Origin of the sequence: Streptomyces sp. NPDC050610, from assembly GCF_040654875.1 — a bacterium.
Taxonomy (GTDB): domain Bacteria; phylum Actinomycetota; class Actinomycetes; order Streptomycetales; family Streptomycetaceae; genus Streptomyces.
This window is the reverse complement of sequence record NZ_JBFAIV010000005.1, coordinates 175,259-188,920: the sequence shown is the minus strand read 5'-3', so window position 1 is coordinate 188,920 and position 13,662 is coordinate 175,259. Positions and strand designations below refer to the sequence as shown.

At 73.7% G+C, this 13,662-nt stretch carries 9 protein-coding genes; 4 read left to right on the top strand and 5 right to left on the bottom strand.

Going from position 1 to position 13,662, the window contains the following annotated elements; all coding sequences use genetic code 11:
* Nucleotides 1–853: 853 nt before the first annotated feature.
* Nucleotides 854–4,258 carry a S8 family serine peptidase gene (locus AB0I22_RS08705; RefSeq protein WP_363129946.1) on the bottom strand — a complete coding sequence of 1,135 codons (3,405 nt, stop codon included), beginning with the start codon at nucleotides 4,256–4,258 and terminating at the stop codon, nucleotides 854–856.
* A gap of 248 nt (nucleotides 4,259–4,506) precedes the next feature.
* Here AB0I22_RS08705 and AB0I22_RS08700 point away from each other — a divergent pair, with 248 nt between their 5' ends.
* The 4 genes from AB0I22_RS08700 to AB0I22_RS08685 all read left to right on the top strand — a co-directional run bounded on the left by AB0I22_RS08700 (nucleotide 4,507) and on the right by AB0I22_RS08685 (nucleotide 9,736).
* Nucleotides 4,507–5,496 carry a helix-turn-helix domain-containing protein gene (locus AB0I22_RS08700; RefSeq protein ID WP_363129945.1) on the top strand — a complete coding sequence of 330 codons (990 nt, stop codon included), beginning with the start codon at nucleotides 4,507–4,509 and terminating at the stop codon, nucleotides 5,494–5,496.
* A 290-nt stretch (nucleotides 5,497–5,786) separates the two neighbouring features.
* Nucleotides 5,787–6,269, top strand: a complete 483-nt coding sequence (locus tag AB0I22_RS08695) for a DUF456 domain-containing protein (RefSeq protein ID WP_363129944.1) — start codon at nucleotides 5,787–5,789, stop codon at nucleotides 6,267–6,269.
* Nucleotides 6,270–6,510: 241 nt separating this feature from the next.
* Nucleotides 6,511–8,898: a Tat pathway signal sequence domain protein gene (locus AB0I22_RS08690; protein WP_363129943.1), complete on the top strand. Its 2,388-nt coding sequence runs from the start codon at nucleotides 6,511–6,513 to the stop codon at nucleotides 8,896–8,898.
* Nucleotides 8,899–8,974: 76 nt separating this feature from the next.
* Nucleotides 8,975–9,736 carry a rhomboid-like protein gene (locus AB0I22_RS08685; RefSeq protein WP_363129942.1) on the top strand — a complete coding sequence of 254 codons (762 nt, stop codon included), beginning with the start codon at nucleotides 8,975–8,977 and terminating at the stop codon, nucleotides 9,734–9,736.
* Here the strand turns inward: AB0I22_RS08685 and AB0I22_RS08680 are convergent.
* From AB0I22_RS08680 to rsgA, 4 genes are all read right to left on the bottom strand, one after another.
* The gene (locus AB0I22_RS08680; protein WP_363129941.1) at nucleotides 9,733–10,221 is read right to left on the bottom strand and encodes a DoxX family protein; all 489 of its coding nucleotides are present in this window, start codon (nucleotides 10,219–10,221) and stop codon (nucleotides 9,733–9,735) included. The two genes, AB0I22_RS08685 and AB0I22_RS08680, sit on opposite strands and share 4 nt — an antisense overlap.
* A gap of 168 nt (nucleotides 10,222–10,389) precedes the next feature.
* The gene (locus AB0I22_RS08675) at nucleotides 10,390–10,884 is read right to left on the bottom strand and encodes a methylated-DNA--[protein]-cysteine S-methyltransferase (RefSeq protein WP_363129940.1); all 495 of its coding nucleotides are present in this window, start codon (nucleotides 10,882–10,884) and stop codon (nucleotides 10,390–10,392) included.
* Entirely contained in the window at nucleotides 10,881–12,464 is a 1,584-nt protein-coding gene (locus AB0I22_RS08670) for an AlkA N-terminal domain-containing protein (RefSeq protein WP_363130100.1), read from the bottom strand. The genes AB0I22_RS08675 and AB0I22_RS08670 overlap by 4 nt, the downstream gene beginning before the upstream one ends.
* 82 nt (nucleotides 12,465–12,546) lie before the next feature.
* Nucleotides 12,547–13,647, bottom strand: coding sequence for a ribosome small subunit-dependent GTPase A (rsgA, locus tag AB0I22_RS08665; RefSeq protein WP_363129938.1), 1,101 nt, complete (start codon nucleotides 13,645–13,647; stop codon nucleotides 12,547–12,549).
* Between the last annotated feature and the right edge of the window lie 15 nt (nucleotides 13,648–13,662).

Here is a 13,662-nt window from a genome sequence, read left to right as displayed (position 1 = left end):
TCACCTCGTCCCACGCGAAGTCTGGCGGACCGGGAAGGTCCGAGGACGCCTCCGTCTCTGGGAGGCCGGGCAATTCCGGCGGGGCGGCAGTGTCCGGGGCCGCATCCAGTGATCCGGCCTGGTCAGGCGGCCGCGCGGCCCCTGGGTCCCGGAACCGGTCACCCTCGCCGGAGTCGGAGTCGGAGCCGGAGCCGGAGCCGGAGGCACTACCGCTGCCCCTCTCCCCCGAGGACCACCAGGCGAACGGTGCCCCCTCCTCCGACGGGCCAGGGTCCGGTGGATCTGGTGGCAGTGGGGCGGAAGTGTCGGCCAATGGGCCGGGGGGCGGTGGCGGCGCGTCGTCACCCGGCGGACCGGCCGACGACGGGGCCAGGACGTCGCCGGTCGGTCCCAACAGCAGCGGAACCGTGGCGTCAGCCGGTGGACCCGCTGACGGCGGGGCCAGGGCGTCGCCCGACGGCCCCAGCAACAACGGAACCGTGGCATCAGCCGGCGGACCGGCCGACAGTGAAGCCGTGGTGTCGGGCGGCAGGCCGGGCGCCGGTGAAGCCGCGACATCGGCCGACAGGTCCGGCGCCAGTGAAGCCGTACCGTCGACCAACGGACCCGGCGGCGATGAAGCCGTACCGTCGAGCGGCAGGTTCGTTCTGGAGGAGTTCGTGTCGGGCTGGTTCTCGTCGTACAACTGGCTCCACCAGTCGTCGTCGCTGCCGTCGTGCCGCTCCCCCTGCTGGTTCATGCCCTTATTGTCCACAGTCCGGGGCCTACCGGAACAGTGCCTTCGCAAGTCCCCCCCCGAGCGGGTGCGGCGTGGCGGGGCCCCGGCGCGTGGCACCGGGGCCCCGCCGCACGTTCAGCGCACGTCGTAGGCGCGCTTCACCATCTGGGTGACGGAATTTCCCTTCGCGTCCGTCAGGGAGACCTTCAGGGTGACCGGCTTCCCGGACGCGCCCGTGTGGTCGACCACGGCGTTCCAAGTGCCGTGCTGCTGGGCCACCTTGGCGTTGGTCAAGGTGGTGCCGCCGTCGTACGAGTACGCCAGCGACGCCTTGGTGATCTTGCCGGGTTCGTATCCGGCGTGCCCGTGGGCCGAGAGGCGGATGTGCTGGCCGGCCGCGGCCGGGAGGGTGTTGAGGCCGTCGACCGGGAGGTCGTAGGCGGGGAAGAGGACGGGGAGCCCTCGGGAGTAGACGTCGGGTTCGAGGCGGGAGCGGAAGTTCCACGTGGTGGTGGTGTCCGTGGAGCGCAGCCAGTTACGGTCGGAACTGGTCAACTTCGTTGTGTTCAGCTGGAGTTCATACGCGGCGTCGCCGTCCGGGACGTCGAAGACCCCGTACGGGTACGGGCTCTCGCCGATGGTCTTGCCGTCCCGACGCAGCGTCATGTTGCCGATGTCGCCGAAGGAACCGCCGTACGACCAGTGGTCGCCCGAGCCGTCGTTCCAGAACGCGGGCTGGATTCCCATCCGGCCGCCCTGCCGCTCCGCGACGAGCAGCGCCTTGCCCTGCGCGTCGCGCGCGGCGTCCGGCCTCAGCACGCCGCGGTACCACTCCTCGTCGCGCCGCTCACCGGCCCGGTAGGTGCGGTCCTGGTCCTGGAGGACGGCGGCGAAGGGGAAGGTGGTCTGCGCCTGGTGCTGCCAGCTGCCGCCGCCCGGCGTGTAGTACTCGGTGCGGGTGCTGGGCGCGTGGACCTGGTCGAAGACGCCGATGCCGACGGTCGCGGCGGGGTTCCACGTCGGCCGCAGCGACACGATGTCGGCGTAGTCGGCTGCCTTGCCGACCGCGTTCCAGCGGGCGGTGACGGCGGCGAGCTTCTTGTCCCGGGTCCGGTAGGCGCGGTCGGAGCCGAGGGGCCCGCGCTCCGGGTAGGAGAGGTTGTAGACGTACGGGCCCTTGGCGTCCGAGCCGTACGCGCGCCAGTTGCTGCTGAACTCGTACCCGCCGTCCCTGGCCTTGCCGACCACGGAGGCGTAGACCTTCTTGACGTCGGCGGGGGCGCTGAGCGAACCGGCCGTCGCCCAGGCGTCGTCCCACCAGCGTCCATACGACAGGACGGTGCGCCGCACCTCCGTCTTGCGGTCGGTGCGCACGGTCAGCCGGTGGGCCTTGCGCGCGTCGAGGACGACGGTGGTGTCCTTGGTGAGGTCGAGCTGCGGGTGGGCTAGGTAACTGACCGAGTCAGGGAGGGAGTTGGCGTCAACCCCACCGCTCGTCACGAAGCTGCTCAGCAGGTAGTCGCCGGGCCTGACGTGGAACAGCTGCTCCTTGGCCCCGTCGTTGACGCGCTGCTCCCCCGTGCTGGCGTCGGTGCTGACGACGTCGAGCGAGGACGCGCCCCGCGCGGGCGCGCCGTCCCGGTCGATGAGCTTGACCCGGAGCGTGACCGTCTGCGGCTGGATGTAGAGCGCGAAGGGTACGGAGACCCGAACACCCTTGCCTTTGGCGATAATTCGCCCCGAGACGTCGCCGTACTGGGCGTGCTTCAGATGGGCGCTGGGGTCGAGCCGCAGCGGCACCCGCACCGTGCCGCCCGCCGGGACGGTGATCTGGCGCTTGCCGAGTCGGGCCATTCCCGAGGTGACCGAAGAGCCGTCGTTGCCGCGCACGTCGCTCACGGACAGCGTCAACTTGACGTCGGCCCCGGTGGTGTTGGTGTACGGCACGTCCACGCTCGTACGGTCCGAGGAGTCCTGCGGCCAGCTGAAACTGCCGCCCTGCACGGCGGACGCGCCGAGCACCGGCTGCCGGTAGGCCAGGCCCGCGTCGAGCCGGCCGCCGCCGGTCTCGTCCGCGCCGCCGACCTTGCCGCCGGTCTGCGCCGAGCCGACCAGCGCGGCCTTGACCTGCCGCGCCGTCCAGTCGGGGTGCGCCTGCCGGACGATGGCCGCGGCCCCCGCGACGTGCGGGGTGGCCATGGAGGTGCCGGACATCGTCTGGTACGCGTAGACCCCGCGGCCCCCGGCCGCCGCGGCCGAGATGCCGACGCCCGGGGCGGCGATCTCCGGCTTGAGGGTGTGCGTGGTGAGCACCGGGCCGCGGCTGGAGAACTGCGCGGTGGTGTCGTCGCGGTCGACCGCGCCCACAGTGAGGACGTCCGGCACGCAACCGGGCGACGTGACGGAGGGCTTGGCGGGTCCGGCGTTGCCCGCGGCGACCACGAAGAGCGTCTTGTCTCCGTCCGCGAGCTGCCGCGCGGCCTCGCTCATGGGGTCGGTGCAGTCGCTGGGCTCCGGGGAGCCGAGGCTCATCGAGACGACGTCGGCCTTCTGGTCGACGGCCCACTGCATGCCCGCGATGATCCATGAACTCGCGCCGGAACCCGAGTCGTTGAGCACCTTGCCGATGAGCAGGTCCGCCCCCGGGGCCACGCCCTTCTTCTTGCCGCCGCTGGCCGCGCCCGAGCCGCCGACGGTGGACGCGGTGTGCGTGCCGTGCCCCTGGCGGTCGTCGGTGGAGGGCGAGTCGGTGAAGTTGCGGGAGTCGGCGACGCGGCCCTTGAGGTCCGGGTGCCCGGCGTCCACGCCGGTGTCCAGGACGGCGACCTTCGCGCCCTTGCCGTCGTACCCGGCCGCCCACGCCTGGTCCGCGTGGACCTGCTTCGTCGACCGGTCGAGGGTGGTGGCGACCTTGCGGTCCAGCCACAGCTTCCTCAGCCCGGAGCCCGAGCGGGAGCGGCGGTCGGCCACGTCCTGCCACACCTGGCCCGCCTGCTTCTTGTCGGCCTTGAGCGCGACGCCGTCCACGGCCGGGAGCAGCAGTCCGCGCCGCGCCCCGCGCGGGGCGGCGGGCGCGCTGCGGGCGACGTTCACGGACGGTTCGTAGGTGGCGATGAGCGGCAGGTCGCCGGTGTGGGCGTCGTCGTAGCCCTGCCGGATCAGACCGGTGACGTTGAACAGTTCCTCGTCGACCCGCTTCGCGGCCAGCGCCGCCGTCGCGGACTCCGGGTAGACGTAGAGGTCCTTGCCCAACTGCCTGGTCCGTACGAGCGGTTGGCGGCCCCGCGAGTCCGGCAGCGGGGTGGCGGTGGCGTGCCCCTGGCTGTCGGTGACGACCTGGACGCGGTCGCCGGTCACCAGCGTGACGGTGGCGGCGCCGCCCTGCTTCGCCGCCGCTCTCGCCGCCTCGCTGCCGGCGATCGGTCTCTTGCCCGCGTCGCCACCGCCGTGCGGCGCCCCGGCCGCTGACGGTGCGAACGCGGTGACGGCCAGGACCGCGGCGCTCGCCGCCGCCAGGGCCGTACGCGATATCGGACGCATCGATCTCCTCGGTCTACCCAGTGGTGTGCGGAAAGTCGCGTGACACACATGGCGTGGCAGCCCGTGGCAGCGGCTTCCGCGGGTGCGGGAGCCGCCGTCCGGTGCTGTGGTGCCGTCACATTGGCAGAGCGGCGCGGAGTGCGGGGATGATGTCCGAGGCGGAATTGTGCCGTGGCTCATTCCCGCCACGGGGTGGGGGAACCGCTGGTGGAACCGGCGGGAACGGTCCTATGGGGAGGGCACATCGCATGCTGACAGCGCTCGGTCTGGACGAGGCACAGGAAACGGCCTACCGGACGCTCGTGGCGCTCGGCGCGGCCGAGCTGACCGACCTCGCGCACCGGCTGACACTGCCGGAGGAGGAGGCCGTACGCACGCTGCGCCGCCTGGAGCACCAGGGGCTGGCCGCGCAGTCCTCCGCCCGCCCCGGCCGCTGGGTCGCGGCGCCGCCCGCCGTCGCCCTGGGGGCGCTGCTGACCCAGCAGCGCCACGAGCTGGACCAGGCGGAGCTGGCGGCGGCGCTGCTCGCCGAGGAGTACCGGGCCGAGGCCGCGGAGCCCGCCGTGCACGACCTGGTGGAGGTGGTGACGGGCGCGAGCGCCGTGGCGCACCGGTTCCTGCAACTGCAACTGGGGGCGGCCGACGAGGTGTGCGCCCTGGTCACCGGGGTGCCGCAGGCGGTGACGGGGATCGAGAACGACGCGGAGGAGCAGGCCGCGCGGCGCGGCGTCCGCTACCGCGCGGTGCTGGAGCGCGCGGTCCTCTCCGGCCCGCACGGGCTGGCCGAACTGTCCGCCGCCCTGGGCCGCGACGAGCAGGTACGGGTCGTGGACCGGGTCCCCACCAAGCTCGTGGTCGTCGACCGTACGCTCGCGATGGTGCCGCTGACCTCGCGGTCCGCCGAGCCCGCGGCCCTCGTCGTGCACGCCAGCGGCCTGCTCGAATCGCTGATGGGGCTCTTCGAGGCGGTGTGGCGCGACGCGCTGCCGCTGCGGCTGGGCGTGTCGGGCACGGTCCACGAGGACCCGCCGGAGGGGCCGGACGGTACGGATCTGGAGATCCTCTCGCTGCTGCTGGCGGGGCTGACCGACGCGAGCGTCGCCAAGCAGCTCGATCTCGGGTTGCGGACGGTGCAGCGGCGGGTGAAGGGGCTGATGGGACTGGCGGGGGTGACCACCCGGTTACAGCTGGGGTGGCACGCGTACGAGCGCGGCTGGGTCTCCCGCAACGGCCGGTGACGGCGGGGCGGGCAGGGCGGGCGGAACACGCGGACGCGCCACCGGCCACGCGGACGCGGCGTGGCCTCGGGAACGCCCCCCCATGCCTTCACGCCCCACGCCCCCCACGACGTAAACCGGCACGCGGACGCACCCAGCCGCCCGCAGGCGCACGCGGGCAGGCGGTAGTCGCGCGTCCGCTTCGGCCGCTGCCGGGAAAACCGGGGCGTGTGGGGCCTCCGCGCCCGTAAGTGGTGAATGTCGATATTCGCCCGGAAGCGGACCCGCACGGCTTCCGGCAACCTTGGTTCATGGAGACGCCGCAGCTACTCCTGGTCGGGCTGGTCCTGCTGCTCGGCCTGCTCGGCGTGGTCACCCCCGGCGTGCCCGGCCCGCCGATCGTCTGGGCCGGCGTGCTGTGGTGGTCGATGACCGCGCGGACCACGCTCGCCTGGGGCGTACTGGCCGGGGCCACCGCGGTACTGCTGCTGAACCAGGCGGTGCAGTGGCTGCTGCCCGCCCGTTCGCTGCGCGGCGCGGGCATCACACGGCGGACGTTCCGGCTGGCCGGGGCCGCCGGGGTGGCGGGATTCTTCGTGGTGCCGCTGGTCGGGGCCCCGCTGGGCTTCGTCGCGGCGATCTACGGCGTGGAGCGGCGGCGGCTCGGCGGCCACGGCCAGGCGTGGGCGTCCACGCGGGGCGTGATGCGGGCGATCGGAACCAGCGTGCTGGTCGAGCTGTTCGCCTGCCTGCTGGCGGTGGGCGCGTGGGCGGGCTCGGTCCTCTGGGGCTGACCTCGGGGGCGGATCTGTGGAGCCGACCTCGGGTACCGGCCTCGGGTACCGACCTCTGACACTGGCCTCGGAGACCGGCCCCTGAGGCCGCCCCGGCCCGTATCGCGCACAGAGCACCCACTCATCGGATCTCTGTCAGAACTATTGACGACTCCTTCCCCGCTTCCTACGTTCCTCCGGTGGAAACCTCGGATGAATCCGGGGAATCAGTGTGAGCTCGTCACGCGCGCCTGGAGGCGGAGTGGATACCTCGAACGGAACATCCAGCGGAGCGTCCAGACGGGCCGTGCTCGGCGGGGCCCTCGCCGCGGGCGCGGCGGGCGCCGTAGGGCTCGGGGCCCCGCCCGCGCACGCGCTGCCGGCCGTCTCCACCCCCGCGGGCCGTCAGCCGCAGCACGCGCACGACCCCTGGCGCGAGGTCCTGGCCGACGCCGACCTCGTCTGGCGGAAGCTGCCGAAGACCTGGTACGAGGGCCCGTTCCTCGGCAACGCCCTGCTCGGCTCCGGCATCTACGCCGAACCCGGCCGCAACGCGATCCGGTTCAACGTCCAGCACAGCGAGGTGCAGGACCACCGCCCCGAGTTCGGCTCCCTCTTCGGTCTCGCCCGGCTGCCCATCGGCTGGTTCACCCTCGAACCGGTCGGGCGGATCACCGGCGTCGACTGGCGGCTCGGCCTGCACGACGCCGAACTCACCGGCACGGTCACCACCGAGGCGGGCGCCCTCACGCTCCGGGCCATGGTGCACAACTCCCGCTCCGTCCTGGCCGTGGAGATCGCCCCGAGCGCGGGCGAGCGCGGCTTCCGCTGGACCTTCCACCCCGCCGAGGCGATCAGCCCGCGCGCCGCCTTCAAGCCGCTGCCCGCCGGGTACGCCGGCAATCCGCCCGCGACCGTCGAGAACCACGGCGGCCTACGGGCCGCGGTCCAGCCGCTGCTGGCGGGCGGCCAGCACGTCACCGCGTGGCGCGAGCGGGCGCACGGGCACGGCGGCCGGCGCACCCTGTACGCCGCCGTCGCCTGGTCCCACCCCCGGGCCACCGCCCGCGCGAAGGCGCTGCGGACCGTACGGAGCGCGTCGGCGCTGCCGTACGACGCGCTCGCGCCCTCGCATCGCGCCTGGTGGCACCGGTACTACCGGAAGAGCTTCCTGTCGGTCCCCGACGCCCGGCTCCAGCGCTTCTACTGGGCGCAGCTCTACAAGGCCGCTTCCGCCGCCCGCCGCGACGCGCCCGTCATGGCGACGTCCGGCCCCTGGCTGGAGCCCACGCCGTGGCCCGCCACCTGGTGGAATCTCAATGTGCAGTTGGAGTACTGGCTGATCCACGGCTCCAACCACCTCGAACTCGACGCCGTGACAAGGGCGCTCGGCGAGTTCCGGCACCGGCTGAGCGACGAGCTGGCGAAGCCGTACCGGGCGGATTCGGCGGGGATCGCCCGTACGACCGATATGACGCTGCTCAACGGGGCGTCCGTCGCGAACGGCGGCTACGCGGTCGGCGTGCCCGGCCAGGACCCGCCCACGCCGGAGGTCGGCAACCTCACCTGGGCGCTGCACAACGTCTGGCTGAGCTACCGCCACACCATGGACGAATCGATCCTCCGCGACGTCCTCTTCCCCTTGCTGCGCAAGGCCGTCACCTACTACCTGCACTTCCTGACCCCCGGCCGGGACGGCAAGCTGCACCTGCCCGCCACCTTCTCCCCCGAGTACGGCGTCAACGCGCCGGACTGCAACTACGACCTGATGCTGCTGCGCTGGGGCTGCTCGACGCTGCTGGACGCGGCGGAGACGCTGGGCGTACGGGACGCGCTCGCGCCGCGCTGGCGCGAGGTGCTGGCCAGGCTGACCCCGTACCCGACCGACGCCGACGGCTTCATGATCGGCGCGGGGGTGCCGTTCGCCAAGTCCCACCGCCACTACTCCCACATGCTCGCGGTCTACCCCCTCTACGAGGTGACGTGGGAGCAGCCCGAGCACCGCGCGCTCATCGAGAAGTCGCTGAACCACTGGGTCGGCTTCGAGGGCGCCCTCCAGGGCTACACCTTCACCGGCGCCGCCTCCATGTCCGCCCAAATGGGGCGCGGCGACGACGCGTTGAAGTACCTCGGCGAGCTGATGGCCCGTTTCATCCAGCCGAACACCATGTACAAGGAGTCCGGCCCGGTCATCGAGACCCCGCTGTCGGCCGCGCAGTCCCTGCACGACATGGTGTGCCAGAGCTGGGGCGGGGTGGTCCGGGTCTTCCCCGCGCTGCCCGGCTCCTGGCGTGCGGCGGCGCTGCGGGACTTCCGTACACAGGGCGCGTTCCTGCTGAGCGCGGTCCGCGAGGAGGGCCGGACACGGTGGGTGCGGCTGCACAGCGAGGCGGGTGCGCCGTGCGTGGTCCGGCACGGGATCGAGGGGCCGGTGGAGGTCCGCGACGAGCACGGGCGGCGGCTGCGGTACGAGCGGGCCGCCGGGAACGGTGGGCGTGACCGTCATGACCGTACGGGCGGCACCATCCGCATCGCGCTGCGCAAGGGCGGAACGGCCCTGATCACGGCGCGCGGGGACCGCCCCGACCTCACCGTCGGCCCGGTCCCCGCGAACGCCCCCGCCCCGCGCTGGGGGCTGCCGGACGCCTGAGCCAGGCCCCAGGGGTCAGGGGTGTGTCCGGGATATCCCCGATGGCAGGGGTCCGCCCGGAGCCGATGATCGGCTGATGGACTCTCATACGGGCCCCGGGCGGGCCGAGCAGGAAGCCGCGGCGGCCGTCCCTCCCCCGGCTCCGGAGCGCGGGGGAACCGGCGCGCCCCGGCTCCGGCGCGCCGGTACACGGCTCAGGACGTGGGTGGCGACGGCCCCGGCCACCACCGCCCTCTGGGCCTTCCTCGTCGTCCATTCGGTGGTCCTCTTCCAGTTGGACCCGGGCGGCCGGGCCGAGGTGCTGCGCAGCCACAGCACCAACCTCACCCAGCTCGCCGAGCACCCGGTCACGGTCCTGGCCGACTCCGCCCTGTGGATCGAGATACCGGACCTGCCGATGGTCGCCCTGCTGGCGCTGTGCGTCCTCGCGCCCGCGGAGCGCCGGTTCGGCACGCTCCGCACGGTCGTGGTGTTCTTCCTCGGCCATGTGCTGGCCACGCTGGTCACCGCCGGGGTGCTGACCACCCTGCTCCACACGGAGAGCGCGCACTTCCCGGACCGCGGTTTCGGCAGCGCGATCGACGTCGGCGTCAGTTACGGGAGCCTGTGCGTGGCCGGGCTGCTCGCCTACTGGGTGCCGAGTCCGCCCGTACGCCTGCTGACCATGGCGGGGCTGCTGGCCGCGGTGGTCGCGTCCGGCAGGTTCTTCGAGGACTACACCGCTTTCGGACACAACACCGCCGTGGTCCTCGGCTTCCTGCTCTATCCGGTCGCCGCGCCGGTGCTGGGCAGGAGGGCGGAGGGCCTCGGCGGTGCTTCCGTCGGCGCCGTCGGTTAGCCGCGGCCCCGGGCCTTGAGCAGCCGGTCGAGGGCCGGCGCGCCGGGTCCGGTGAAGACCAGGAGCAGGAAGGCGAAGGCGTAGGCGGCGGAGAGTTCGCCGCCGTTCTGGAGCGGCCACAGGGCGGTGGCCTGGTGCGCGTCGAAGTAGGCGTAGGCCATCGAGCCGGAGCAGATCAGGGCCGCCGTGCGGGTGCCGAAGCCGAGCAGCACCAGCCCGCCGCCGACGAGTTGGATGACGGCCGCGTACCAGCTGGGCCAGGCGCCGGCGTCGACCGTGCCGCCCTGCGGGCCCGCGCCGCCGAGCACCCCGAAGAGGGCGGCGGCGCCGTGGCAGAGGAAGAGCAGGCCGATGACGGTGCGGAAGAGGGCGAGCGCGTACGGGCGGGCGGCGTCGAGCCGTTCGGTGAGCGGCGCGTACGGGCCGGCGGCGGGCGGGGGCGCGGTGGGCGGCACGGGGGTGCGGGCCGCGGTGGTGGCAGGCATGGCGGGCTCCTCGGATCGGATGGCGGTCGGTCGCCCCGAGGCCGCTCGGAGCGGGCTCGGAGCGGATCAGTCGCCTTCCACCTTCGCCGAGGCCGGGCGCCCGCGCGTCGTACGGCGGGCGGCTCGTGCCGTACTCCGCGGGCGGTACGCGGAAAGGCCCGGGCCGCCCTATGACTCCAGGTCCAGCAGCAGCCGCTTGCGCTCCAGGCCGCCCGCGTACCCCGTCATCGAGCCGTCCGCGCCGATCACCCGGTGGCAGGGGCGCAGGACGAGCAGCGGGTTGGCGCCGATCGCGCCGCCGACGGCGCGCACCGCCATCCGGGAGGCTCCGACGCGGGCCGCGATCTCGCCGTAGGTGGTCGTCCGCCCGTACGGCACGGCGTCCAGCGCCGACCAGACCTTCTCGCGGAACTCGGTGCCGTGCGTGGTGTATTCGAGCCCGAAGTCGCGCAGTTCCCCGGCGAAGTACGCCTTGAGGCGGCGTTCGGCCTCGGCGAAGGCGGCGGGCTCGCGCCGGTCGCCGGGGCCCGGCCGGGCGGCGCCCTTCTGGCCGGGCACGGACAGGGAGGCCAGGGCGGTGCCGCCGGGCGCGGTGGGCGAGGGTTCGCCGGTGAGCAGCAGCAGCCCGAGGGGGCTGTCGATCTCGGTGTACAGCACGGTCATCCGCTCTTTTCCGTCTTCGTCGTCATCACTGTCACTGCCGTCGCTGTCGTCGCTACCGCCGCCGTCGTCGTCGCGGCGTTCCATAGGTGGTGCAGTGCGTACGAGCGCCAGGGCCGCCAGCCCTCGGCCGCTTCCGCCGTCGCCCCGAGCGCCGCCAGCCCGTGCCGGACGCCCGCGTCGCCCGGCAGGAACACATCGGGGTCGCCCAGCGCCCGCATCCGCATGTAGCGGGCGGTCCACGGGCCGATGCCGGTCAGGGCGAGCAGCGCCTGTTCGGTGGCGTCGCGGTCGACGCCGGGGTCGAGGGCGACGCTGCCGTCGGCGAGCGCGCCCGAGACGGTGCGCAGGGCCCGCCGCCGCGCGTCGGGCATCCCCAGCTCGGCCAGGGTCGCGTCGGCGAGGATGCCGGGCTCGGGGAAGACGTGGGTGAGGGCGCCGTCGGGGGCGGAGAGGGGTTTTCCGTACGCCGCCACGAGTACGCCCGCGAGCCGGCGGCCCGCCGCCACGGTGACCTGCTGGCCGAGTACGGCCCGTACCGCCAGTTCCTCGCTGTCCGCCGCGCCGGGCGAGCGCAGTCCGGGCCGGGCCGCGACCAGCGGGGCGAGCCAGGGGTCGGCGCCGAGCCGTTCGGCGACGGCGTACGGGTCGGCGTCCAGGTCGAACAGCCGCCGCAGCCGGGCCACGGCGGTGGCGAGGTCCCGGAGGTCGGTGAGGTGCAGTCGGCACTCCAGCCAGCCGCCGCCGGGCGCGGTCGCGCCGCGGGCGGTTCGGCGGCCCGCGCCGCCGTGTTCGTCCACCTCGGCGACGGCGGTGCCGTACGGGAGGCGGAGGGTGCGCCGGTAGGTCCGGGCGCCGGGCGGGCCGAGGGTCTCCTCGATGCCCGCGATGGCCCGGCGGTCGAGGAAGTCGAAGATCTCGCGGGCGGCGTACGGGCCGCGGTACGCGAGCCGCAGCGGGATGCCGGCCGGGGCGGGGTGATCGCGCTCGTCCTGCCCGGTGTTCCTGGCGTTCCCGCCGGGGGCCGGACGGGCGGCGGCCCGCAGTCCGGTCGGTGTGCTGGCGTAGATCTCGCGGATCGTGTCGTTGAACTGGCGGACGCTGGCGAAGCCCGCGGCGAAGGCCAGTTCGGTGACGGGCAGTGTGGTGGTTTGCAGCAGCACACGCGCGGTGTGGGCGCGCTGGGCGCGCGCGAGGGCGACGGGCCCGGCCCCCAGCTCCTCGGTGAGCTGCCGGTGCACCTGCCGGGAGCTGTAGCCCAGCCGCCCGGCGAGCCCGCCGACGCCCTCCCGGTCGACGACGCCGTCGCCGATCAGCCGCATGGCGCGGCCGACCAGGTCGGCGCGGACGTTCCACTCGGCCGACCCGGGGGCGGCGTCCGGCCTGCATCTGCGGCAGGCGCGGAAGCCGGCCCCCTGGGCGGCGGCGGCCGACGCGTAGAACCGCACATTGGCGCGTTTCGGCGTGACCGCCGGGCAGCTCGGCCGACAGTAGATGCCGGTGGTCGAGACGGCGAAGAAGAACTCTCCGTCGAAGCGCGCGTCCCGCCCGCGCACCGCCTCGTACCTGGTCTCTTCGTTCATCACGCGTACCAGTCTGCGGTACCCGCGCCCCGGCGACCAGCGGAAATCGGACGTGACGCTCGGGGCGCGGGCCAGGGGACCGTTACTGCTTGTGCGGCCCCCGCTTCCGCTCCGCCATGTGCCGTCCGAGCGCCTGCTTCTGCCGCCAGTCGCGGCGCCGCTCGGCCCGCAGCCGGGCGTCCGTACGGGCGGCGAGCCGCTCGTTCTCGCGCAGCAGCTTGCGGTAGCTCGTCAGCCGACGTTCCGTCAGCTCGCCGGAGTCGGCCGCGGCCAGCACGGCGCAGCCCGGCTCCGCGACATGGCCGCAGTCGTGGAAGCGGCACTCCTCGGCGAGCGCTTCGACCTCGGCGAAGACCTGCGCGACGCCGCTCTGGGCGTCCCACAGGCCGACGCCGCGCAGCCCGGGGGTGTCGATGAGCACACCGCCCCGCGGCAGCGGCAGCAGATTCCGCGTGGTGGTGGTGTGCCGCCCCTTTCCGTCGCGGTCGCGAATGGTCTGTACGTGCTGTGTCTCCGCTCCGGACAGCGCGTTGGCGAGTGTGGACTTGCCCGCGCCGGACGGTCCGAGGAGTACGGCCGTACCCCCGGTGAGCACCGCGGCGAGCACGTCGACGCCCTGTCCGGTCTCCGCGCTCACCGCGAGGACGAGCACACCGGGGGCGGCGCCCTCGGTGTCGGCGACGAGGTGGCCGAGCACGGCGGGGTCGGTGACGAGGTCGGCCTTGGTGAGCACGACCAGCGGCGTGGCCCCGCTCTCCCAGGCGAGCGCGAGGAACCGCTCGACGCGCCCGAGGTCCAGTTCGGCGGTGAGCGGCACGGCGATGATCGCGTGGTCGACGTTGGCGGCCAGGATCTGGCCTTCCGACCGCTTGCTGGAGGTGGACCGTACGAACGCGGTGCGGCGCGGCAGCAGCGCCCGTACGTATCCCTGCTCGCGGTCGAAGGCGGCCCAGTCGCCGGTGCACATGATGCGCACCGGGTCGCCGGTGGTGACGAGGGAGGTGTCGCCCTGCACGGTGGCGGTGGTGTCGCCGTCGGCCACGACGAGGTCGCAGCGGCCGCGGTCGACGCGCACGATCCGGCCGGGCACGAGCCCCTCGGCGGTATGGGGAGCGAAGCTTTCGGCGAACCCCTCGTCCCAGCCGTAGGCGGTGAGCGGGTGCGCGGAAATGATGTCTGACAAGGGATGACCCTTCAC

Coding starts and splice junctions, on each gene's coding strand:
- AB0I22_RS08705 (WP_363129946.1), bottom strand. CDS start 4,258: ATGCGTCCGATATCGCGTACGGCCCTGGCGGCGGCGAGCGCCGCGGTC.
- AB0I22_RS08700 (WP_363129945.1), top strand. CDS start 4,507: ATGCTGACAGCGCTCGGTCTGGACGAGGCACAGGAAACGGCCTACCGG.
- AB0I22_RS08695 (WP_363129944.1), top strand. CDS start 5,787: ATGGAGACGCCGCAGCTACTCCTGGTCGGGCTGGTCCTGCTGCTCGGC.
- AB0I22_RS08685 (WP_363129942.1), top strand. CDS start 8,975: ATGGACTCTCATACGGGCCCCGGGCGGGCCGAGCAGGAAGCCGCGGCG.
- AB0I22_RS08680 (WP_363129941.1), bottom strand. CDS start 10,221: ATGCCTGCCACCACCGCGGCCCGCACCCCCGTGCCGCCCACCGCGCCC.
- AB0I22_RS08675 (WP_363129940.1), bottom strand. CDS start 10,884: ATGACCGTGCTGTACACCGAGATCGACAGCCCCCTCGGGCTGCTGCTG.
- AB0I22_RS08670 (WP_363130100.1), bottom strand. CDS start 12,464: ATGAACGAAGAGACCAGGTACGAGGCGGTGCGCGGGCGGGACGCGCGC.